General features: G+C 60.1%; 31 protein-coding genes and 1 riboswitch. Of the genes, 13 read left to right on the forward strand and 18 right to left on the reverse strand.

The genetic code is table 11. From position 1 onward, the window contains the following. Positions 1–273: 273 nt before the first annotated feature. Positions 274–1191, forward strand: coding sequence for a hypothetical protein (locus tag KBY85_RS12340; protein WP_254961790.1), 918 nt, complete (start codon positions 274–276; stop codon positions 1189–1191). Positions 1192–1212: 21 nt separating this feature from the next. Further along, complete coding sequence (locus KBY85_RS12345; RefSeq protein ID WP_254961791.1) at positions 1213–1488, forward strand: hypothetical protein; 276 nt, start codon at positions 1213–1215, stop codon at positions 1486–1488. Positions 1489–1529: 41 nt separating this feature from the next. Here KBY85_RS12345 and KBY85_RS12350 read toward each other — a convergent pair whose 3' ends face one another. The 6 genes from KBY85_RS12350 to KBY85_RS12375 form a co-directional block, all read right to left on the reverse strand. Next, complete coding sequence (locus KBY85_RS12350) at positions 1530–1748, reverse strand: hypothetical protein (protein ID WP_254943082.1); 219 nt, start codon at positions 1746–1748, stop codon at positions 1530–1532. Between the two features lie 547 nt (positions 1749–2295). Further along, complete coding sequence (locus KBY85_RS12355; RefSeq protein ID WP_254961792.1) at positions 2296–2472, reverse strand: hypothetical protein; 177 nt, start codon at positions 2470–2472, stop codon at positions 2296–2298. A gap of 36 nt (positions 2473–2508) precedes the next feature. Next, positions 2509–2637 (reverse strand): hypothetical protein, encoded by a 129-nt coding sequence (locus KBY85_RS12360; RefSeq protein ID WP_254961793.1) that lies wholly within the window; start codon positions 2635–2637, stop codon positions 2509–2511. 80 nt (positions 2638–2717) lie between these two features. After that, the gene (locus KBY85_RS12365) at positions 2718–3038 is read right to left on the reverse strand and encodes a hypothetical protein (protein ID WP_254961794.1); all 321 of its coding nucleotides are present in this window, start codon (positions 3036–3038) and stop codon (positions 2718–2720) included. A gap of 290 nt (positions 3039–3328) precedes the next feature. Beyond that, positions 3329–3727, reverse strand: a complete 399-nt coding sequence (locus KBY85_RS12370; RefSeq protein WP_254961795.1) for a LexA family transcriptional regulator — start codon at positions 3725–3727, stop codon at positions 3329–3331. A gap of 62 nt (positions 3728–3789) precedes the next feature. Beyond that, positions 3790–4029, reverse strand: coding sequence for a hypothetical protein (locus KBY85_RS12375; protein WP_254961796.1), 240 nt, complete (start codon positions 4027–4029; stop codon positions 3790–3792). 325 nt (positions 4030–4354) lie between these two features. Between KBY85_RS12375 and KBY85_RS12380 the strand changes: the two genes are divergently transcribed. Further along, positions 4355–4492, forward strand: a complete 138-nt coding sequence (locus KBY85_RS12380) for a hypothetical protein (RefSeq protein WP_254961797.1) — start codon at positions 4355–4357, stop codon at positions 4490–4492. A gap of 35 nt (positions 4493–4527) precedes the next feature. Here KBY85_RS12380 and KBY85_RS12385 read toward each other — a convergent pair whose 3' ends face one another. Beyond that, positions 4528–5088, reverse strand: a complete 561-nt coding sequence (locus tag KBY85_RS12385; RefSeq protein WP_254961819.1) for a sigma-70 family RNA polymerase sigma factor — start codon at positions 5086–5088, stop codon at positions 4528–4530. Positions 5089–5542: 454 nt separating this feature from the next. Between KBY85_RS12385 and KBY85_RS12390 the strand changes: the two genes are divergently transcribed. The 9 genes from KBY85_RS12390 to KBY85_RS12430 all read left to right on the forward strand — a co-directional run bounded on the left by KBY85_RS12390 (position 5543) and on the right by KBY85_RS12430 (position 13412). Then, a complete protein-coding gene (locus KBY85_RS12390; protein ID WP_254961798.1) occupies positions 5543–5713 on the forward strand; it encodes a hypothetical protein in 171 nt (56 codons plus the stop codon). Positions 5714–5799: 86 nt separating this feature from the next. Continuing rightward, positions 5800–5898, forward strand: a riboswitch (guanidine-I (ykkC/yxkD leader). Between the two features lie 28 nt (positions 5899–5926). Beyond that, positions 5927–7117, forward strand: coding sequence for an agmatinase family protein (locus tag KBY85_RS12395; RefSeq protein ID WP_254961799.1), 1191 nt, complete (start codon positions 5927–5929; stop codon positions 7115–7117). A gap of 4 nt (positions 7118–7121) precedes the next feature. Then, positions 7122–7520: a hydrogenase maturation nickel metallochaperone HypA gene (locus KBY85_RS12400; protein ID WP_254961800.1), complete on the forward strand. Its 399-nt coding sequence runs from the start codon at positions 7122–7124 to the stop codon at positions 7518–7520. Between the two features lie 6 nt (positions 7521–7526). Continuing rightward, positions 7527–8261, forward strand: a complete 735-nt coding sequence (gene hypB, locus KBY85_RS12405) for a hydrogenase nickel incorporation protein HypB (protein ID WP_254961801.1) — start codon at positions 7527–7529, stop codon at positions 8259–8261. Then, positions 8258–9637 (forward strand): type III glutamate--ammonia ligase, encoded by a 1380-nt coding sequence (gene glnT / locus KBY85_RS12410; protein WP_254961802.1) that lies wholly within the window; start codon positions 8258–8260, stop codon positions 9635–9637. The genes hypB and glnT overlap by 4 nt, the downstream gene beginning before the upstream one ends. Before the next feature lie 77 nt (positions 9638–9714). Then, on the forward strand, positions 9715–10674 hold the full coding sequence (locus KBY85_RS12415; protein WP_254961803.1) for an ABC transporter substrate-binding protein: 960 nt from the start codon (positions 9715–9717) through the stop codon (positions 10672–10674). A 56-nt stretch (positions 10675–10730) separates the two neighbouring features. Beyond that, entirely contained in the window at positions 10731–11435 is a 705-nt protein-coding gene (locus tag KBY85_RS12420) for an ABC transporter permease (protein WP_396121868.1), read from the forward strand. A 14-nt stretch (positions 11436–11449) separates the two neighbouring features. Then, on the forward strand, positions 11450–12220 hold the full coding sequence (locus tag KBY85_RS12425) for an ABC transporter ATP-binding protein (protein WP_254961805.1): 771 nt from the start codon (positions 11450–11452) through the stop codon (positions 12218–12220). Between the two features lie 13 nt (positions 12221–12233). Next, on the forward strand, positions 12234–13412 hold the full coding sequence (locus tag KBY85_RS12430) for an aromatic ring-hydroxylating dioxygenase subunit alpha (protein WP_254961806.1): 1179 nt from the start codon (positions 12234–12236) through the stop codon (positions 13410–13412). Here the strand turns inward: KBY85_RS12430 and KBY85_RS12435 are convergent. The 5 genes from KBY85_RS12435 to KBY85_RS12455 form a co-directional block, all read right to left on the reverse strand. Further along, the gene (locus KBY85_RS12435; RefSeq protein ID WP_254961807.1) at positions 13310–14224 is read right to left on the reverse strand and encodes a sugar phosphate isomerase/epimerase; all 915 of its coding nucleotides are present in this window, start codon (positions 14222–14224) and stop codon (positions 13310–13312) included. The genes KBY85_RS12430 and KBY85_RS12435 overlap by 103 nt on opposite strands. Further along, complete coding sequence (locus KBY85_RS12440; protein ID WP_254961808.1) at positions 14221–14379, reverse strand: hypothetical protein; 159 nt, start codon at positions 14377–14379, stop codon at positions 14221–14223. Before KBY85_RS12440 ends, KBY85_RS12435 begins: the two co-directional genes overlap by 4 nt. Positions 14380–14698: 319 nt before the next feature. After that, positions 14699–15460 (reverse strand): RAD52 family DNA repair protein, encoded by a 762-nt coding sequence (locus KBY85_RS12445; RefSeq protein ID WP_254961809.1) that lies wholly within the window; start codon positions 15458–15460, stop codon positions 14699–14701. 89 nt (positions 15461–15549) lie between these two features. Then, positions 15550–16176 (reverse strand): siphovirus Gp157 family protein, encoded by a 627-nt coding sequence (locus tag KBY85_RS12450; protein ID WP_254961810.1) that lies wholly within the window; start codon positions 16174–16176, stop codon positions 15550–15552. A 77-nt stretch (positions 16177–16253) separates the two neighbouring features. Further along, entirely contained in the window at positions 16254–16700 is a 447-nt protein-coding gene (locus KBY85_RS12455) for a hypothetical protein (RefSeq protein WP_254961811.1), read from the reverse strand. A gap of 706 nt (positions 16701–17406) precedes the next feature. Between KBY85_RS12455 and KBY85_RS12460 the strand changes: the two genes are divergently transcribed. Then, positions 17407–17676 carry a hypothetical protein gene (locus KBY85_RS12460; protein WP_254961812.1) on the forward strand — a complete coding sequence of 90 codons (270 nt, stop codon included), beginning with the start codon at positions 17407–17409 and terminating at the stop codon, positions 17674–17676. Positions 17677–17723: 47 nt separating this feature from the next. On the opposite strand, the gene KBY85_RS12465 is transcribed toward KBY85_RS12460, so the two are convergent. From KBY85_RS12465 to KBY85_RS12490, 6 genes are all read right to left on the reverse strand, one after another. Then, on the reverse strand, positions 17724–18020 hold the full coding sequence (locus KBY85_RS12465; RefSeq protein WP_254961813.1) for a hypothetical protein: 297 nt from the start codon (positions 18018–18020) through the stop codon (positions 17724–17726). 32 nt (positions 18021–18052) lie between these two features. Then, positions 18053–18787 (reverse strand): C39 family peptidase, encoded by a 735-nt coding sequence (locus tag KBY85_RS12470; protein ID WP_254961814.1) that lies wholly within the window; start codon positions 18785–18787, stop codon positions 18053–18055. Between the two features lie 201 nt (positions 18788–18988). Continuing rightward, positions 18989–19282 carry a type II toxin-antitoxin system RelE/ParE family toxin gene (locus KBY85_RS12475; protein ID WP_254961815.1) on the reverse strand — a complete coding sequence of 98 codons (294 nt, stop codon included), beginning with the start codon at positions 19280–19282 and terminating at the stop codon, positions 18989–18991. After that, positions 19279–19641 carry an addiction module protein gene (locus KBY85_RS15985; protein WP_254961816.1) on the reverse strand — a complete coding sequence of 121 codons (363 nt, stop codon included), beginning with the start codon at positions 19639–19641 and terminating at the stop codon, positions 19279–19281. Before KBY85_RS15985 ends, KBY85_RS12475 begins: the two co-directional genes overlap by 4 nt. A 104-nt stretch (positions 19642–19745) precedes the next feature. Next, positions 19746–20072: a DUF86 domain-containing protein gene (locus tag KBY85_RS12485; RefSeq protein ID WP_254961817.1), complete on the reverse strand. Its 327-nt coding sequence runs from the start codon at positions 20070–20072 to the stop codon at positions 19746–19748. Further along, a complete protein-coding gene (locus KBY85_RS12490; RefSeq protein ID WP_254961818.1) occupies positions 20062–20373 on the reverse strand; it encodes a nucleotidyltransferase family protein in 312 nt (103 codons plus the stop codon). Before KBY85_RS12490 ends, KBY85_RS12485 begins: the two co-directional genes overlap by 11 nt. Positions 20374–20811: the final 438 nt, after the last annotated feature.

Raw genomic sequence — 20811 nt, forward strand, 5'->3', positions numbered from 1 at the left:
CCAGCATCTTGCTTCCATCTAGATCCGCAAAACCACCAACTGGCGCAGGCGTGCGTCGCGGTCAGTCGGCTGGGGCTTTGAACCTAGCCATGTCTGTGTTCTTGCTCGAGCGACACCCTCTCTTGGCAAGTGGTGGCTAAAGGTTCCGGCAGATCGTTGCTGTGTCAGCCGGGTCCCTTCCTCATTGCTGCCGTGCATCGCAGCTGCCCTGGCAACAGGTAGAGCGAGCGAAGCCCGGACGGGGCGCCCGCAACACCACAGCCGTGATGGGTGATGTCCTCCTCCTTCTTTTCAACCCCTGCCCCTGCTCCTGCCGTGCCTTGGCAGATCTACCGCCAGCAGCAGCAACAGCCCAACCAGGGCCCTGCTGGTTCCATAGCTCCACTAACTGCTGAACTCGACCCCCTCGATGAGGGCGACGACGAGGCCAGCGGCCACGACGGCGGCACCGGCGACGACAGCTTTGACGCTGTCCCTCCCCAGGACTCGAGCACCGGCAGCAGCGACAACGACGACCCGCCAGCAGCCAGCAGTGCTGAACCCCTGCGAGCCGAACGCCGTCGCAGCAACCAGCTCGAAAAAGAGCTGCGCAAGGCCCGCGCCCAGCTGTCGCGTTTCTCGGAGATCAACCCCGACGAGTACGCCCGCCTGCAGGACGCTGAGCGCAAGCGAGAAGAGTTTGAGCGCCAGGTAGGTGACCGTGAACGCCAGCTCAATGAGGCCAACATCCGCCGCGTGCGCAGCGTTGAAAAAGAACGGGATGAGGCCCGCTCCCAGGTGCAGAACCTGCGCAAGGAGCGCTTGCTAGAGCGCCTGTTCTCAGAAGCCGAGGGCCGCGTTGGCGGCGATGAACGGGGGACGTTTTTTGACACCTTCGTGACGCTGTGCGGCGGTCACTTCCAGCTGGGGGATGTGGATGGCCGTGAGCGACTGCTGCCGGTGGATGGCAAGGGCCAGCCCCTCACCGCCGATGGGGTGGCGCTTTGCGATGGCGATTACATGGAAGAGCTGCGGCGTCACCCGGTATTCAGCTTCTTGTTTCAGCAGCGCAGTGGCCTTTATGCAGGCACGGTTGCTGAGGCGGGCCATGACCACAGCGCCGCCCCAAACCTGCAGACGCTGAGCACCGCCGAGCTCTACCTGGAGGCCGTCAAAGCGACCACCCCCAGAGCACCGGCACCGCGGCGCTGATCACCCAGCAGGGAGGGAGCAATGGCTTGGTATCTGGTGTTCTGGCGTAACCGCTCCACTTCCACGGTGGTGCCGGCCGCTAGCGCCAGCCAGGCCCGCTCCCATGCCCGCGCCAAACAAAAGCGTGGTTACGGGGCGATCGTTGCTGCACGCCGCGCCAACGCCCAAGACGCTGGCCTGATCAGGAAAGGGACCTGGGTGCGCCGCCGCCGCGATGGCAGCAGCCCCCAGTTCGGCTCTGCTCGCTCCAAGGCCAGGGCCCGGCGTCAGCGGAGCAGCTACAGGCATTGGTTGTGAGGCCCGGCCACCAAGCGGCAGCCGGGCCTGAGCCCGAGGGCTCAGCAGACCGAAACGGTGCAGCCGGGGGTGCCCTGCAGCTTGCGTGCAAAGGCAAAGGCCTTCTCAGCAGGAATCAGCCGCATCTTTTTGACGGGCTTACCGCGGCGGCCAAAGAACTCGACCTCACAGGGAGTGGAGCCGAGCTTCTGAACGCCGGGCTGATAGCGGTGAACCACAAGCAGGCGGACTTCACAGACGGGGCCTTGGGGAGTGGCCATGGCTGGGGTGGTGCGGAGAACACCGACCAAGCGCCCCAAAGGTGAGCACTAGCCAGGGGCGAGCATAGCGAGCCTTGCGTCAGCCCTTGCTGGTGCGAGCCGTAGGGGCATGCTGCGGAGGGGTTTCGCAACGCCCGGCCAGCCAGCGCCCGGTGGCCCTGCTGAAAGACCCGTGCTGCCTCCTCACCGCGTCCGGTGCATAGGCCTGCTTGCATCCTTTGGCGATCGAGGACTGCCAAGCGGCCCGTTCTGAGCTGATGTGGCCTGCCGTGTAGCGGCACCCTGCGGCCCGCTCTGCTGCAACCCCGGCAAGCTTTCGTCTGTTGCATGGGGCCTTATCTGCCTTTTGGTCTGGCATGACGGTGAGGCCTTCCCTGCTGCTGCTCACACCGGCCGGGGCCGCGTAGCCCGAGCAGGCGCGATAGGCGTAGCGGCAAAGGGCTTGGCTGTATGCAGGCCAACCAGTCAGGCCACCAGCCAAAGGCCGCCGCGTAATCCCCGAGCAGGCGCGAGTGGGTGTGGAATAGGCCTCCAGCGGGCCTGGGCCCTAGACAGCCCAGCGCAGGGGCTGCTCCCAGGCTTCCTCTGGGCAGATCAGATCCCAGCAGCAGGCAATCGGCTCGGGCAAAGAGAACAGCACCAGCTGCCGAGCTGCTGTGGTGGCTGGGCCGGCCTTGCGCTGCCTGGTGCCGCTGGAGCGGAGCAGGGTGGAGGTGGCTTGCATCGCAGGAAGGAGAAAAAACGCCCCCACTCGCGCCCATCAAGCCGCTGGGTCAAGGCCGCCAGCAGGGCGCTCGCCTTGGCCTTGACCCTGCGGCGCTGCCAGCCCGTCAGGCTGCTGGCGCTTGGGCGAATCATCGGGGAAGTGCTCTCCCCTGCGTTGCACCACGGCTGACCCTGAACTCAAGCAATCCAACAGGGGGGAGAAAGCCGGGATTAGGCCCCCGGCCGGGCTTGAGCCTGTGGCTCCTAGGCCAGAGCGTGCCGCTTGGCTTCTAGCTCGCAGCGCAGCACCAGCAACTCATGCTGGGCCAGCAGCCGCTGATCGAGCTCATCAACGCGCGCCAGACACTTGCGGATGGCGGGCAGGACCTCCTCTTCCAGGCGGGTGATCTCCTCCTCTCCATAGGGCTGCTCGCTCCAGGTGCGGCGTAGCGGCAGATCACGCCGCAGCATCAGTACCACCTCGATGGAACGGAGGGTGGATTCGAGCAGTAGGAACGGATCTTCTTCTGGACGGCAGAACGGTGAGGCGGCAGCTGAAAGAGAAACCATGATCTTCTGCGCCATTGAGCGCAGCGACGGGACTTCCCGAAGCGGAGGCATGACGCAGGAATGCCTCAGACTGAGGAAGCCCGGAGCAAGCCACTGGTGGGCAACGCAAGAGTTCTGGACCTGGGCCTGTTTGGGGTGCAGCGGAATCCCTGAGCAGGCGCGAGTGGGTGGAGCAAGGTCGGATGTGCAGCCTGTTCAGCGCAGAGCTGGAATCCCAGAGCGGGAGCGAACGGGTGGAAGCTCGGAGCGATCAAACACCCAAATTTCGGTTGTTTGAGTCGGCTTGCTTCCCTGACTAACCCAGCTCAGATCTTCCGCAAACGCGGCTTGCCAAGGTGATGCACCGCATGGACCACCACGCCAAACAGCCCTGAGCGATCAAAGACCTCCAGGTCCAAAGGAATTGCTACTTCTCCTGGCCGCACCGGTTCAAGTAACCACTGCTCCCCCTGCCGCAACAGCGGCCGCATCAAGAAGCTGCCCTGGTGGGCAACGACGACGACATGGCCGGAGCACGGTTCCACACTGCGGTCGATCACCATCAGGTCGCCGTCCTTGATTCCGTGCTGGCGCATGCCATTGCCGCTGGCCCGCATGTAGAAGGTGCAGACCGGGTTGGGAATCAGGGCGGCATGGAGATCCAAGCCCTCACCCAATGAACCCAAGCAGAAGGGCACAGGCTCGCCAATAGGCAGGTCGGCCAAAATCAAACCAGCAGCGGCAGCAGTACAGCTGTTCTACTCCTGGTGAGGCGGGTTGGGCTGGCTCAGCTGCCTGCTTCTGGCCAGGGCAGCAGCTTCATATCCCCCACCTTGTTCCAGGTTTTGCATTTGGGATCAGCCAGCCGGTAGGTGGCGTTGCCGTCTGGCCCGTTCTTGGTGACGACCAGGACCGGTGCACCAGGCCAGCCGATCCGCCAAAGCTGCTCACCATCGGCCAACACAATCAAATCGCCGGTGGCAGGGTGCTTGAGGTCTTGGGCCATCGCTGCACCGTAGAAACCCACAGGCGATTGGCTGCCAAGCCGCAGCCCGCTCCGGCGCGAGCTGAACAAGGACAACCCCAGGTCGATTGCTCGATGGATCGTCTGCTGGGTGGCTCAGTTTTCGATGTCGCCTGAAAGCCGCTAGGCGCACCTCACGGTGCGACTCCGGCATGGCGCTGATCTCGAGCTGCTAGGCAGCAGCGCGGACTGACATCCATTCCCAGTGCTTGCGCCGGTGCTTTTGATGGCCGCGGTTGTGCCATTGGTTGCGCGGCCCTGTCGCCTTCTGCGCTGGCGGAGCGGGCCGGCCCGATCAGGCTGGTGGGCAGCACTTTCAGCTAACGCCATGCTCCGCATCCACGGCGATCGCAACAGCCTGCTGGCGGCCCTTGCTGCCCACTGGGTCGACCAGCAACTGCAGATACCGCCGCCGCTCAAGCCGCAGGTGCGGCCGATCCGCCGCCTGCCAGGGCCGCTGCGCTGAACGGCCCCTGGCAGCAGTGACTGTGGAGGAGGGCCTCAGCCCGCCCCCGCCAGCTGCTGCCGCAGAGCCTCAAGAGCTTTCTTCTGGGCCCGCTGCGCCGCTAGGCGCACCTCACGGTGCGACACCGACATGGCGCTGATTTGCAGCTGCTCTGCTGCAGCTCTCAGCGATAGGCCCTCAAGGACGGTGAGCCTCAGGGCCGTGGCTTGAGCTGCAGGCAGCTGCTCTACTAGCTGCTCCAGCGCCAGATCATCAGCGGGGCTGGATGCTTCTTGCTCAGGGCTGGCCAGCTGATCGAGCAGGCACGGCTCGCCAGCGGCGTGGCCATCAAGGCTGATGTGACCCAAAGGGCACTGACCCTGCTCATGCACCCGGCGTGGAATGCGCACCAGCCGCACCCGATCGCGCAGGTGATGCTGCAAGGCACCTGAGATGCAGCGGCGCAGATAGGGCTCAGCTGGCTCGCCTGCTTTGCAGCGCAGCACTGAACGGAGCAGGGCTTCTCTGGCTACCTGGATCAGATCCTCGCGCTCGACCAAAGGGAAGAAGCGGCGGGCTACTGCTGAGGCACCTATATCAGCGGCAAGGCGGTGCACCAAGGCCTTGCCGGGGCGCTGAGATTAAAGCAACAGGGTGTTTCTGATAAAATGTATCAATCGTTGTAGTGAGACGAAGGCTGCTACTAAAAAATTGAAAGTACACAGCGACAAAGTAATGAGTTCAGAGGTGATGGCTAGCTGTGGTAGCGCGGTTTGCTTGAGCATCTACCAGCTCAAGCAAAAGGTCCTCCCGACTCGATAACGGAGAGGCTCAGTAACCAGCAGAATAGTCAACAAGACTGTACAGCTATGTGTATTCAGGCAGCCTTTACGAAAACCGCCGCAGGCTTAGCCAGAGCAGGACAGAGCGGTTTTATTGCCAGGAAAAAGGTCGAAGAATCCGAACGCATGGTTGGTCCAGAGCTAATGGTGTAGGCGTAACGGTTGCAATTGCTACCCAAACAGCTCAGCCGGATCTATACGGTCGACGAGTGTCAAGCACCTCGATTCGATGCCATCCGCCCTGCTAAACGTTCGGCTGATCCCCCTGACCATGCTTGTTGCCTGTGGATTGGTGGTGGCCCTGCCCCAGACAGCAGAAGCCCACCCCGATCATCACCATCCCACTCAACAGGGAGACCGCCATGGCAACCAAACCGGAACTCAGCACCATCAACACTGAGAACGTCGTGAGTTGGCGAGTCAATCCCAATTCTGGTAACCATCGCGACCATATCTACTAATCATATGCTTCACAATTGAAAAGCGGATTAAGAGTTCTAGGGTTCCGGCCTATCACTAGGTGCCTGGTCCAAGAGAGCTCTACCGGCTATGGCCGGGGCACGGAGGGATAAAAGCCCGGGAGGCCGCAATCACTCCTATTCCTTGCTCATCCATGAGTTCTCCAGAGAACGCGTCAGGCGACTTCGAGCGCTTGCATCCATCCGAAGGAATGCGTGCCCTCGAGAAAGAGCGTGCATTGCCGCTCACTGGCTGGCAGCAGGAAGTTGATCAAGGCCTTCGCTATGGGCTTGAGGCAGCTGAGAGCATCATTGACAGGCGCATTTCTACCTTTTCGCGTGGTGAACTGCCTCATTACGCGGGCATCAACACGTTTATGAAGGCTCCTTACATTGAGGACGTCAATCGCGTCGGTGAATTCAATGTGGCGGTAGTGGGTGTTCCTCATGACTGCGGCACTACTTATAGACCTGGTACCCGCTTTGGACCTCAAGGCATACGTCGTATTTCGGCTCTTTATACGCCCTACAACTACGAAATGGGCGTCGACCTGCGCGAGCAGATTACTCTATGCGACGTTGGCGACATCTTTACAATACCCGCCAATAACGAGAAGAGCTTTGATCAGATATCTAAGGGTATAGCCCACGTCTTTTCCAGTGGTGCTTTCCCAATCATCCTTGGTGGTGACCACTCAATTGGCTTCCCCACTCTGCGTGGAATTTGCCGGCACCTGGGTGACAAGAAGGTTGGCATCATTCATTTCGATCGCCACGTCGACACCCAAGAGATCGATCTTGATGAACGCATGCATACATGTCCCTGGTTTCATGCCACCAATATGGCTAATGCACCTGCCGAGAACTTAGTGCAGCTGGGTATCGGTGGATGGCAAGTACCACGTGAGGGCGTCAAGATTTGCCGCGAGCGTGGCACCAACGTACTCACGGTTACCGATATTTGTGAAATGGGCCTAGAAGCTGCCGCAAAGTTTGCAATTGAGCGTGCTACAGATGGTACCGACTGCGTCTATATCTCCTTCGATATTGACTGCATTGATGCAGGCTTTGTACCCGGTACAGGCTGGCCAGAGCCCGGAGGCTTGCTTCCAAGGGAAGCCCTGAAATTGCTTGAATTGATTGTACGCAATGTGCCTGTATGTGGCCTGGAGGTTGTGGAAGTATCGCCGCCCTATGACATCAGCGACATGACTTCATTGATGGCTTGCCGAGTGGTCTGTGACACCATGGGTCATTTAGTGGTAAGCGGGCAACTGCCCCGAAAAGAGAAGCCGAGTTGGATAAGCGAAGAATGCAATATGCACGTCGACAAGAGGTGGAGATAGGCAAATGCATGAAGTTGACATGACGAAATGCCTACTACTCTCCATGTCCGAATGGCGGCAGCAGCACGCACCTGCATCTCCAACAGTTGAACGCGTCCACTTACAGGTTGGTGCCTTCACCTGCGTTGAACCAGCACAGCTTGTCAGTACCTGGCGGATTGCTGTCAATGGCAGTTGGCTCGACGGGGCCGAGCTGGCCATCGAAATTATTCCGCTGCTTGGGCGCTGTCTGGTCTGCAACAGCACATACAGCCCTACACCCGAACAGGCCTACCGCTCTCCCTGTTGCGATCACCCGATGGAAGAGATAGTCAGTGGCCGAGAATTGCGAATCCGTTCCGTGGATTACGTGCTAACTGCAACAACACCAAGCCCACACATTGTCAACGCAGTCGCGTCCTGATCTGTCATGCACATGCCCCTAGAAGACAAACTTGGTCTCAACTTGCTGGCTGCAAACCAGCATCAAGCCGAGCACAATCGTACCCATTTTGATGAATGGCAGCTGCTTTGCCTCAATGTGATGAGCAGCCCTGGTTCCGGTAAGACCTCCTTGCTGGAGCGCAGCCTGCCGTCCTTGTCTGCGGATCTACAGATGGCTGTCCTAGAGGGTGATATGACCACCCAGCTTGACGCAGAGCGTCTCGAAGCAGTTGGCATTCCGGTAGTAGCAATCACCACGGGTAGAGCCTGCCATCTGGATGCAGCGATGGTGAGTGGCGGCCTCAAGTTGCTTCGTCAGCGGCTCGATCCAGCAGGACTAGATCTGTTGTGGGTTGAGAATGTAGGCAACTTGGTTTGCCCCGCTGAATTCGAGGTAGGTGAACATCGCAAAGTGGCTCTGCTCAGCGTTACCGAGGGCGAGGACAAACCTCTCAAATATCCGGTGATGTTCCGCGAAGCGGACTGCGTGCTGATCACCAAGATTGACCTGCTCCCCTATCTGCCAGTCGACATTGAGCGGATTGAAGAACATATTCGCGCCGTCAATCCGCGTTGTGTCGTGATCCGGGTGTCAGCCACCAGCGGGGAAGGGCTGGAAGACTGGCATACCTGGCTGCGCCAGGAGCGGGCCCTCAACCTGACGGCTCAGCAGCAGGTCACCTGCCAGCCCGAAGCGCTGGTGGCGGGAGGGGAGCGATGACCCCCACGCTGATCGAACCAAACTTGTCGCAGGCCACCTCTGCTGCCCAACTCAAGGCGGACCTGATCGCCCGGGGCGTGCGCTACGCCCTTGCCAGCTTCGTGGATCTGCACGGCGTTTGCAAAGCCAAGGCGGTGCCGATCGACCACCTGGAATCGATGGCCCGGGGCTCCGAGCTGTTCACAGGAGCGGCCCTCGACGGGGTACCTCAGGAGATCAGCGACGACGAGGTGGCCGCGCTGCCCGATCTCTCCTCCGCCACGGTGCTGCCATGGAAGCCCGATACGGTCTGGTTCGCGAGCAACCTGCAGCTGGGGGGCAGCCCCTTTGACGCCTGCAGCCGCACCATCCTCAGCAGGGTGCAGGATCAGGCGGCCGCCCTGGGATTGCGCTTCAACCTCGGCATCGAAACCGAGTTCTTCGCCCTGCGCCGTGGCGAAAACGGTGAGCTGATGCCTGCCAGCACCGGCGACACCCTCGCCAAGCCCTGCTACGACCTTCGCGGGCTGCTCGACAACTTCGTTTGGCTGGATGAACTGGTGCAGGCCATGAACAGCCTGGGCTGGGGCGTGTATTCCTTCGACCACGAGGACGGCAACGGTCAGTTCGAAACGGATTTCGGCTACGCCGATGGCCTTGTCACTGCCGACCGGGTCACATTCTTCCGCCTGATGGCCCGGGAGATCTGCCGCAAACACGGCCTTATCGCCAGCTTCATGCCCAAGCCCTTCGCCAATCGCACCGGCAGCGGCGCCCACTTCAACATGTCGCTGGCAGATCTTGAGAGCGGCACCAACCTGTTCAGCCCTGCCGGCGAAAGGGCTGGTTGGGTGAGTGAGCTTGGGCGCCAATTCATTGCAGGCATCCTTCGCCATGCACCAGCGATCTGTGCAGTGATCGCCCCCACCGTCAATAGCTACAAGCGGCTGGTGATACAGGGAAGCATGAGCGGCTTCACCTGGGCACCGGTGTTCATTTGCTATGGCAACAACAACCGCACCAACATGCTGCGCATCCCGGGGGCGGGCAGTCGAGTGGAGTGCCGTGCTGCCGACAGTGCCTGTAATCCTTACCTGGCGGCAGCAATGCTTCTTGCTGCTGGGTTGGAGGGGATTCGTGAGGGCCTAGACCCCGGCGAGCCCATTCTCGTAAATGCTTACCAGCTAAGCGAGGAGGAACTTTCCAAACGGAGAATCACCACCCTGCCCCGCACTCTCGGCGAGGCGATTGAGGCCTTTGCTGCTGACCCTTTGTCCCGCCAAGTATTTGGCGACGCTATGGCCAGTGCCTATGTGGCCTTCAAACGCGACGAATGGAGCAGTTACCACGGCGCGATCTCCGACTGGGAGACCAAGCGCTACTTGGAGCTGTTCTGAACAGTTGACCCCTTTTCATTCACACCATATTAAAAATGACTGTCCCAAAGAAGCTGAATTCGCGCTTGCTGACCAGCTTGCTCTTGACTGGCCTAGCCGTTGCAGGCCTCAGCGCCTGCAAAAGTCCTAGCGCCGACGCTCCAGTCCGTATCGGCTACAGCGCCTGGCCTGGCTGGATTCCTTGGAAGGTCACCGAGGACAAGGGTCTATTCACCCAGGCTGGCGTTCCAGTGAACCTGCAGTGGTTTGACGGCTACCTGGATTCAATTAACGCCCTCAACGCTGGCCAGCTTGATTGCAACAGTCAGACCCTCGGAGACACAATTAGCTCGATTGCCGGTGGAGCCGACTTACAGGTTGTTCTGACCAATGATTACTCCACTGGCAACGACCAGATCATTGCCGCACCCGGCATTAAGAGCGTCGCCGACCTTAAGGGCAAGCGTGTTGCAGCTGAAGAGGGCACCGTTGATCACTACTTATTGCTACTGGGTCTAAAGAAGGCTGGGCTGAGCGCTGAGGACATCACCTTTGTACCCCTCGAGACTGGTGCTGCTTCAGCTGCCTTCGTCGCCGGGAAGGTTGATGCTGTTGGTGTATTCGCCCCCTTTACAACACAAGCCCTGAAGCGTGAGGGCAGTACCACCCTGTTCTCTTCGAAGGATTTCCCTGGAGCCATCAGCGACCACCTCGTTTGCCGCAGTGCATTTGTTGCTGAAAACCCTGAAAAGGTCCAGAAAGTAGTTAACGCCTGGTTCAAAACTCTCAACTCTATTAAAGCGGAGCCTGCAGCCAGCCTAACAATTTTGGCCCAAAGGGCTGGTGTAAGCGAACCGGAATACCAGGCCTACGAAGCCGGAACTACTCTTCTAGACCTGCAACAGAATGTGCAGGTGTTCAAACCTGGCAGCACAATGGAGTCGCTGCCCTATGCGGCCCAAAAGATCAGCGGCTTCCTGCAGGAGCTTGGCCTGGCCAAGACACCACCGAAGCTAGATGACCTGCTCCAGCCACAGTTTGTGAATGCAGTGCCGTGATGGGACAGTCCTGGCTCAGGCATCCCTGGGTTCTTGGTAGCGCCGGCGTTGCATTTGTGGTTTTCCTTTGGTGGGCCATCACCGCCACCGGTGCAGTCGACAGTCTCTTCCTGCCCAGTCCGACTGCGGTCTGGGCAGCTGGTCAACAGCAGGTCCAAACGGGTCTGCTGTGGAAAGACTTGACGGCCAGCGTGGGACGGGTGTTCGGCGGTTTTGCCCTATCGGCGATCGTGGCCTTGCCCCTTGGCATGGCCATGGGTACCAGCAGGGTGATCTGTCGCCTACTTGAGCCACTGGTTGGATTACTCCGCTACATGCCGGCACCAGCATTTATTCCCCTGCTGATTATTTACTTTGGCTTGGGAGAACTTCCGAAAGTCCTGCTGATTTTCATAGGCACGCTGTTTTTCAACACGCTTATGATCATGGACGCGGTGAAATTCGTACCCAACGAGCTGATTGAAACTGCTCTCACCCTCGGCGGCCGTCAGCCTCAAGTGCTCATCCGAGTTATCGCGCCATGTATAGCTCCTCAGGTAATAGATGCCTACCGGATCAACATGGCATCCGCTTGGAATCTAGTTATTGTTGCCGAACTGGTAGCAGCCACAGAAGGTCTTGGCAAGCGCATTTCTCTTGCCCAACGATTCCTGCGCACTGATGAAATATTTCTGGGGCTTATCTTGATAGGCCTGATAGGACTGCTTATTGACCTGGGCTTCCGATTGCTGTTGCGCCGCAGCTGCAGCTGGGCCAATTGATCCCCCCTCCAATCATGCATCTACAAGTCGATAATGTCTCCAAAACATTCGGCGCAGGACGCAGCTCTAAATTGGTGCTTGATGGTATTAACTTTACTGTCAAGGCGGGTGAGTTTGTTGCATTAGTTGGTAGCTCTGGATCTGGAAAGTCGACAATCATGCGGTTGGTTGCAGGTCTAGATCGTCCAACTGCAGGCGAAATACTGGTTAATGGAGTTCCGGTTCGCGCTCCTGGCTCCGACCGGGGCATGGTGTTTCAGAAATACAGCCTCTACCCCTGGCTCTCGGCGGCAAAGAACGTAGCCTTTGGTATGAAGCTGCAAGGACGCAGTGAACGCGATATCCGTGAACGCACGGCCTATTTCCTTGAGGTGGTTGGATTGGCTGATGCTGGGCGCCGCATGCCAAGGGAACTTTCTGGTGGAATGCAGCAGCGGGTCGCAATCGCGCGGGCATTAGCTGCCGAACCACAAATGCTCCTGCTAGACGAACCCTTCGGAGCTCTTGACATCCAGATCAGAGAATCGATGCAGGAGTTCCTTCATCAGCTTTGGCAACGTACTGGCCTGACGGCACTGTTGATCACCCACGATCTAGAGGAAGCATTACTACTTGCGAATCAAGTTTATATCCTGGCTCCTCGACCTGGCCGGATCGTGCGCAGCGTGACTGTTGATCTGGAGCCATCGCCGATGGCGCACCTGAGGGTGTCGCGGCCATTCCTGGAACTCCGTGAAGAGTTGGCCCAGTACCTGCGCTCTTTTGATTCAGCCATGGTGGCCTGACCTGCAGCAATCGATGCAAACAGCCCAGTTCTTACCAGCCTGGCTCTATTGCGAGCCCTACATCGCTGAGCTCGAATACGAGCTCTACGCCAAACGCTGCTGGCATCCAATAGCCGCTTGTAGTGAACTCAGAGCTGGACAGGCCTTGGCACTTGAGTTGCTAGGGGTGCCACTTCTGCTGACTCGTCCGGAGGCCGGAGAGATCCGGGTGTTTCTCAACCGCTGCCCCCACAGGGGTGTGGCCCTTCTTGACACGGATCGATCCGCCCGTGACTGCCGGCGTTTGGTCTGCCCTTATCACGGCTGGACTTACGACCTCTACGGCCGACTGCGAGCAGCGGCCCGAGAGGGCGACTTTCTGGAACCCTTCCACCGCAGCGATTGGCCCCTTAAGGAGCTTCGCTGCAAGGAAGAAGGTCCCTTGATCTGGGTGGCTCTGGGGGACGATCCACTACCGCTGGAGCAGCAGCTTGATCTAGTAATTAGCGAAGCTGGCAACCTCTGGCGACAGCCCCGCAAGTTGCTTGCTCGCAGGCGGCTTCCCCTGGCCTGCAACTGGAAGCTGGCCCACGACAACACCCTCGACGATTACCACGTAGCCATTGCCCATCCGACGACCCTGCACCGTGAACAGGGTCCGGTCCGCGCCTACCGCCACGTTCTCAGTCGCCATGGATCGCTGCTTGCCACCCCAACAGGAGAGAAGGGCACCTTCTTTACCTTTGGCCTAGTTCCCTGGACCCATCTGCTGCTCTGGCCCGACGGCCGGCTGGCTGTTCTCCATGTTGTGCCGGAGCTTGGCCCCGCCACACGGGACCCTCAGGCCCTGTCGCGGAGCCAGATGGAGGTTTGGCTGCTTAGCCCGGTGCCCAGCCCTGCACTGAATGCGGAGCCCCCCTTGGAGCAAATTGCAGATGCAGCTCCTGGGAGAGCGGAGTTGGAGATGGCGGAGTTGTGGATGGCAGAGATGCTGCGTTTTTTGGAGGAAGACCGATGCCTGGTGGAGGCAACCCAGCGCGGGTATCGCAGCGGCCTGGAACCAGGTCCGGCCCATCGACTCGAGCAGCGCATATTGCAGTGGCAAACCCTCTACGCCGAGTGGATGGATCTCGAGTCGCCGCTAGCCAAGGCCCCACCACGCAGCCAGGAAGCCATCGCCGCGTTGATCTCCAGCAAATCGGCCACCGGCTGAGCCGTGAACGGCAGGGTGGGCAAATAGCCATCCGGGCCGAATTCAGGTGTGATCGTGAATGGCCCGCAGCTCGCGGCCGAACGCTGCAGGCCAAACAGCCGCCAGCAGCGTCGATGGGCTTCCAATGCTTCGGCCCACTCTGGTGCAAACGGATGACCCACCGAAGGAGCCTGGGCATGGCCCACCCGAGCATGGATGTGGTCGACGCGTGACGCTATCGCCCGCACCGGCTCCAACTCTGGAGTCATTAGGCGTTCGGCTACAGCACACCAATGGCTAATGTCCGCCGTCAGCCGAAGGCCAGGAAACTCCTCAAGGAAAGAGGTCATCGTCCAAGGGTTGAAGAAACTGCGGGAACGATGGGTCTCAAAACTCACCGGCAGTGGACATGACGCCGCCAGCTCGAGGGCCCGGCTCCAGAAATAAAGCTGCTCCGGCCAGGCCCAGCTGTCGCCACCGGTAACCACGGTGATGCGCAGCGGATCGAGATCTGGTGCCTGTTGCAGCAGGTGCTCCAACTCAGCCAAGTGCTCAGCCGGGGAACAGTTCAGTCGGGGGACGTAGTCTCCGCCGGTAAAGAGTTCCAGCACTAGTGCCATTCCGGCCTCAGCAAGGGCTTCGCGCACCTCGCCAGCAGACCTCTCAGACACGGCAGGGTGCTTGAGATTGGCCTCTAAACCGTCGAATCCATGGCGGAGGGCCTGAACCAGGGCCTGGTCGATGTTCCCTGTGAAGCCCCAAAGGCTGTGGAACAGCTTGGGAATGGCGGGAGCTGAGTCGATGGAAGGGTGAACAAATTTGGTTCTGCTCACCGGTCCAAGGTGAATTCTTCAGGCTGGATGCCCAGATACACCGCCTCTTTGAACAGGGCTCGCTTTGCCTCGACGTCCGATTGGCGTTCCGCTTGTTGGTATCGGCTCCGCAATGAGTCGATCAGCGCCTGCCGGCGTGGATCGTTGGACACCATGAGAGAAGTGCTACAGCACACCAATTATTGAGCCGATCGGAGCTCTTTGAAGCGATGCACCACCTTCTGGTGGTGTTTGCCTAGTTTTGGTTGCTCGAAAACGATTCCAACCAGACCTCGGAAACCCCAGTCATAAATAAGCACCGGAATGGAGTCGAAGGATTCAGCGCTCGTCCAAGAGCTCTACCACGATGTGCTTAACAGAGAAAGAACGTTGGCGCTATGAGTCACAGATAATTCACCTTGCCTTCCGAAACAGGGGCAAACTTTCTGGTAAGGGGTTCCTGCGTCTCTTCCTCTGCCTCCTGAGCGCTGAAGCTCAGGCCACCAGCTGCTGGTGTTGCACAAGGAAGGCCTCAATCCATTCGTGATGGCGGCGCTGGCAGATCCGATCAGCAATTGAGAGTGCATCTGGCGGCACCTGGAACCGCTTGCGGAATGCCTTGGTGAGTCCTTCCAGTGCCGGGCGTGGCAGGGAGCGAATTGTGCTGTGTAGCTGGTGAATCGTGCCTGGATCAAGCGGGTCAAGGCTTGGGTCTACCTCTGGCTGCGCGGGTGATTGGAGCTGGCGCCCAGGCGCCACTTCTGCTGGCCTGCTGCTGGGGTTGGCTTTGGAGGCCGGAGTGGCTGAGCTGGTGACCTCTCGCTGCTGCTTGTCGTAGAGCGCCAGACCAAAGGGATTGCCAAAGGTCATCAGGGCTCGCTTCATGGCGTCGGTTTCGGCCTCCTTGAGGGCGGATTCATGGGCCTGGCCCAGGTCGGCGTCGATGCCGTGGCCGGCGCCGCTGCCTTCTCGGATCACCTCGCCGACGCTGATGCGCACCCGGGCGGTGTATGTGACACCCCAGCCGGCACGGTTGCTGCTGCCCAGGGTGCGCTCCCGCTCAGAGACGCACTGCACGGCGATGGTCTCGCGCTGCCAGCCGTCAAAGCCAAAGATGCGATTGGCTTCTGCGATGGCCTGCCAACCCTCCAGGTAGGCCAGGGAGCGGCCGGCCTGGCTGCGGGTTTGGACCTTGGCGCGATCGAGAGGAGCGGAAAGGGCAGCGATCTGCTCGGTGGAGAAGACAGCGGTGGTCATGGGAATACTGAGATGTGAGAGGTGATTTGGGTGGGAGGGGTATGGGCCCGCCCCTGAAACGGACCCACGTAACGGGAGGCTCTGCCCCCTCAGTGGATGCGCCAGCTGCGGCGGTTGAGCAGCTGGGCGCCGGTGATCTGGCGGCCAGCCTTGAGGGCTTCCTTGATGGCGTTCTTGTCGGGCTTGCTGGTGGTGGAGAAAGTGAGCCACTCGGCATCGAGGGCCTGTTCGTCGTCGATCACAACGGCGGATGATTTGCGGCTGCTGAGCTCGTGATCCGGGAAGGAGAAGCGCGTAGCTGCCGGCTGCAGCTGGGTGAGGACAAAGATCAGCGATTCCTCCAGGGCATCAGCCCGGCCTGCATCACTACGTGCCAGGTCGGCGAGGCGCTTGGCCTGCTGCTGGCGGTAGGCGGCTTGGCCGCGCAGGTGCTCGATCACCCAGCAGGTGGCATCGGCCTTAGCGGCGAGGGCCTGCTTATTGCCCTCTTCTGCAAGTAGGGCTGCCTCCAGCTCGGAGAGGGCCAGAGAGCGCTGCTCGGGATCATCAGCTTCCAGTTGCTCGGCTAGCTGGCTGATGGCGGTGGTGAGCTCCTGGGCCTCGCTGCCCAGCTGCCAGAGGGAACCCGATCGCTGCAGGGAGCAGGCAGGACCTGCCGCGGAAGGAGCCGAATCGACGACAGGAACACCGGTGGGAATAGGGGTGAGAACAGCCATGACGGTGATAAGGGGATGGGTGGGTATGGAAAGAACGGAACGGAGCGCCAGGGGCGCGAAAGGCTTGGGCTGGTGGATCAGGAGCAGCCGGCTCCAACAGGCGCGGCCCAGAGCCCGGCTGCAGCACTGACCTCGACCACCGAGATCGGCACTGGGGAACGCGAGGCCATGCGACGGGCCTGCTGCACCAGCGAGGCGGTGCCTGGGCCGCCGGGGAAGGCCACCACCAGCACCGAAGCAAGCGAGCCCGGGGAGGTGTGGGCCTCGGCTCTGGCAATGGCCTGCTCGAGTAGCTCCCGATTACGGATTGGCCCAGCGGCCCGCCCATGGAGCTGCCATTGAGCTGGCATCACCAGAGCTGACCAACCCAGCTGCTGGGCAGCGCGGCCAATGGCGGCATCAGCTCCGCGGGCACCGCCGTGGAGCAACAGGTGAACAAGGCGGCCACTGCTGCGGGCGAGGAGCTCAGCAGCAACCCGCTGCTGGGGCCAGGCCAGATCACGGCCACCACCGGCTGCGATCACAAGCGAGTGGGATGGGGCTATTTCAGGGCTAGATGAGAGATAAAGATCCATGAATCAGCTGCCAGAGGTGACAACTGATCGGGGCAACACACCGCAAATAAAAGAGCGGCAGTGCTGGCGAGATCAGGGAATTGGATTACCGCAGGCGATGGGCTAGGGGCCTTTGGTGCAGCCCATATTCTAGCAGTACAAGTGCACTTGTGAACTGGTAGAACCACTGCAGGGCAATTGATCTACGCAGGTAAAGCCCATGCCCAGCAGCCTCGGCTTACTAAGAACTAAGGCCACCAGATCCGCTCGAAATTGACCATTGCCCGCGCAGCCGCGCGAGGAGACCTGGAACCATCTCCTTCACCCATTAGCGCGGGCGAATGCCCGGCCACCGCAGCCGCGGGAGAGATGCCGGGCCCAATTGCCCCAGCACAGGCCAACCGAGGGCGGCGGCGGCTGTCTGACGTCAGCCACAGCTCAGCTGTGGCAAGTTCACGGCAGCCGCCGGCGACCGCAGCACTGCTGTGTTCTCTAGCGCTAGCTCCATTCCTTTGAGCGCTGCTGGGCTAGTCCCCTAACGCCACTGCCTTGCCCCCCGCTTTGCATCGCCCTGCAACGCAATCCTCTGGGTGCCAGTGCTTGATCTGGCGCACCTTGGTGTGCGTGGATGGACATTCTTGGGTAGCTGCACCGCAAGGTGGGGCCAGCAAAGCCGATGACGCCTGAGCTCGCTAACTGCGTACTTGAGGGACTCCTGCTGCTCCATGAGGAGCTGTCGCAGGACCCTGAGTCGCCTTGGTACGTAGGCACACCAGACCAGACGCAGGTACTGCATGACGAGCTCTGGATCTTGGCTGGAGAGCTCTACCCCCGCTCCAGTGCTGCTTTGGTAGATGCCTGGTACCGGGTTGGCCGCTCTGCGTTATTGCCGGTGAACTGCACCGGGGAGCTGTTCAGTAGCCGGCACCTCCAGCTGGTGGGCTGATTAGCTCTGCTACTGCTTGCTCCTCCCTGTCCAAGGCGCAGAGGAGTTCAGCTAGCAGGCGGCCTGCCAACCCTCGTCAGCGCTGCACCTCCCAGTAGTGCCAGCAGCAGGTTGAGGGTGGAATCAAAACCCATCTGCAGTTTCTCAAGCGTGCCGGGGCATACCTGACCAACTGGCCGGCCCGCCAATGCCCGCTGACCGCAGACCCCAGCAGCAAGTGAATAGATCAAAAGCTGGGTGCAGATCACTACCGCCAGGGTCTTAAAGACAAAGCGCTCACGATCAAAGGGGGGCTTACTGCCCTGCTGGGCAGGTGGCAGCAAGGGCGGCAGCTCATCGCTCATGGACCTGCTCGCTGGCTCTGTCCTCTCTCTGCTTACGGCTGGCAGGTGAGCAGCCAGCCGGTGCAATTGCCATCGGCTTCCCAGCGGGGCTGCCAGTTCTTCCAGCTGTAGTGCTGGCCTGCTCCGTTGGTATTGGCGGTGTAACCACCTGCCACTAGATCAGCTTCTCCGTTTGGGTCGTTGTGAATGGCGACCGCCTCGGTGAAACCGATCACCACACTCCAATGGCCACCGCCTGATGGAGCAGATACAGAACCGTGATGCAGCCAGCCCACGGCAACTGGCCGTCCCAGGTTGATCTGCTGCTCCAAAGCTGCTCGATCACCGTTGGTCGCGAAGTTGGCCGTCAGCCCCAGTGAGCGCAGCGCTGAGAGTTGGGCCTCTGCACTTGTGCTGTCGCCGTATTTGGCACGGATGACGTTGTACTCATCGTCAGAACTGACCTTGCCCCAGAAGCGGGCGAGCATGGCGCAGCTACTGGAGAAGCACTCGCGGTAGCCGGTGCCTGAGGCATTGTCGTTCTGGTTCTCCCAGGCCACCGTCAGGGGATTGGCATTGCCTGATGTCTCTGGAGCCGAGGGTGCCGATGAGAAGGTCTGCCGCCAGGGTGCGGCCTCGGTGAGGATCGCTGGATCAGCGCTGATGACGGCGAGCCGCAACTGCTCAATCCCCTCGAGTTGCTGGGGCTCTGCCTTCCAGGCATTCCAGAACTGCTGCCAGCGTTCAGCTGTGAACGGTGCCTGGGCGGCAGGAGAGGTTGTTGTCATGGCAGCAGAACAGTCCTTTGCTGTTGCCGTGCCAGACCAGCCCGCTAGACCTAATTTCGTGTACTAGAAGTTGGACGAGTGGGCTGCAGGTTGTCAGCTTTTAGGAGGCGCGCGAGCTTTAAGGCGATGCTTGATTGCCTAGAGGCCGGCGCCGCTATCCAAGAGGCCAGCAGCTGATCCATTGGCTTCTGCTTGGATGGTTTAGCCCCGTTCCTGCCAACGCTTGGGATCTTGGCGTCCATGGACCGCCAGGACAATGATTTCTGTGGCTTCCTTTCGGAAGTAGATCGCGTAGGGAAAGCGCTGCAGAATCACGCGCCGAATTGGCCCCTGCACTTCCGGGTAGCGAAATGGGTGAGCTTGGATTCGCTCAACGGCATCAACCAATGCCACTGAAAACAATGCACCAAGACCCTCCTGTTGTTGCTCGTACCAATCACGGCTGTCGATGACGTCCTGCCGTGCCTCAGGTAGGAACCTGAGCGACATGTTCATGCCAGACCCAAGTCCTGACGAACGACATCCCAGCTAACGGCGCGCTCTGGGTGCTGCTGATGCTCGGCCCAGCGCCGCTCAAGTTCAGTGGCTAGCCCAGCATCAACTGTGAGTGCTTGCTCCTGTTCGGTGGTCTCCAGGCTGTGCCAAAGCGCCATAGCCAGTTGGACCCGCTCAGGTCCTGGCAATTGCAGCAGCTCATCCAGCGTGCTGGCCCCCATGAGAATTCGGGCTTCTGTTAGCTCAACCGTAGCGGCACTGGCTCGGCAATAGCCCCTGACCTCCCTGGGGCTGCTGCCCCCTGTGCCATGGGCCTCACCCTGATCGAGGCAGCCAAAGACGAGAACCGGCTCGAGCACCTGGCCGCGCTCACAGGGGCGGGTGACATTGGTAGCGAGCCGCTGCTAAACGATCTTTGTGCTGGTGGGCTCGACTTAGCCGTTATCTCAATCAAGCGGTCTGATCAGCTGGTTGCAAGCTGTACGAGCACAGGCAAATCAGTCTGGATCGCACCCAAGACCACACGGTCGCTCACTTTGAGATATTCGTGGGCCAGAAGATTGCGGAAGTCGATGATCTGCCTTCCCTCAGGGATTGCAGCAAATAGCTGGGGATCACGCTGGGCAATCACTTTGAGTGCTTCACCGATGATAATGAATTCACGCTCGACAGATGAACGGATCAGGCGCGTGGCGCTGTAGGTGCTTTCATCGATGCCCGCAATCGCATCTTGGATTGCTGACGCGGCTTCCAAAATGTCGTTGAGGTAGGCACTGGAATCACGCTGCATAGATCTCTTGCTTGCTTGCTTCTATCGTTTGCTTGATGTAGGGGTTACGCACCGCATCAGACATCACCAAGTCAACGCGAGCAGCGAGATCCTGCCGTAGATCGTTCAGCAGAGCGAAGTAAGCCTTATAGAGACTGGAAGCATCGAGCGGCTGGAACTCGACAAGCAAATCGATGTCACTTTCACCAGGCCTGTAGTCCGCTCGAAGCACCGAGCCAAAGGCATGCAGCCTTGCCACGTGGTGGCGTCTACAGGCAGCAGTGATGGCCTCCAGTTGGGGCTGTGCAAAGGAAAGGCTCATGCACCCATTGTGCCCAGCTCAAGGCCTCTTTTGGATGCTGCCGATGCCCTTGCCCAGCGAGGCTCATGTTAAGAGCTTGCCAAGCTTTGCCAGAGGGCCATCGCCAGCTCCAATTGCGCAGTGCCTGGTAGCGCCGGCAGCTCAGCCAAGGTGATGGCTCCCATCAGCAAACCTGGCCGCCACGGACTTTGACCCTAGCGGTAGCTTCTCGGCCCAGATGGGCCCTCGGCAATAGCCCCTGACCTCCCCGGGGCGCTGCCCCCTATGCCATGGGCCTCACCTTGATCGAGGCAGCCAAATACGAAAACCGTCTTGAGCATCTAGCTGTGCTCAAGACGTTTTCAGAGGGCGAACTGCTCGCCCAGCTGCCGTTCATGAATATTGCCGGCAGCGGCCTGTTCTATTCCGCTGAACAGGAGCTGCCATCTGTTGGCTTTC

Origin of the sequence: Cyanobium sp. BA5m-10 (assembly GCF_024346255.1) — a bacterium.
GTDB classification, from domain to species: Bacteria; Cyanobacteriota; Cyanobacteriia; order PCC-6307; family Cyanobiaceae; genus Cyanobium_A; species Cyanobium_A usitatum.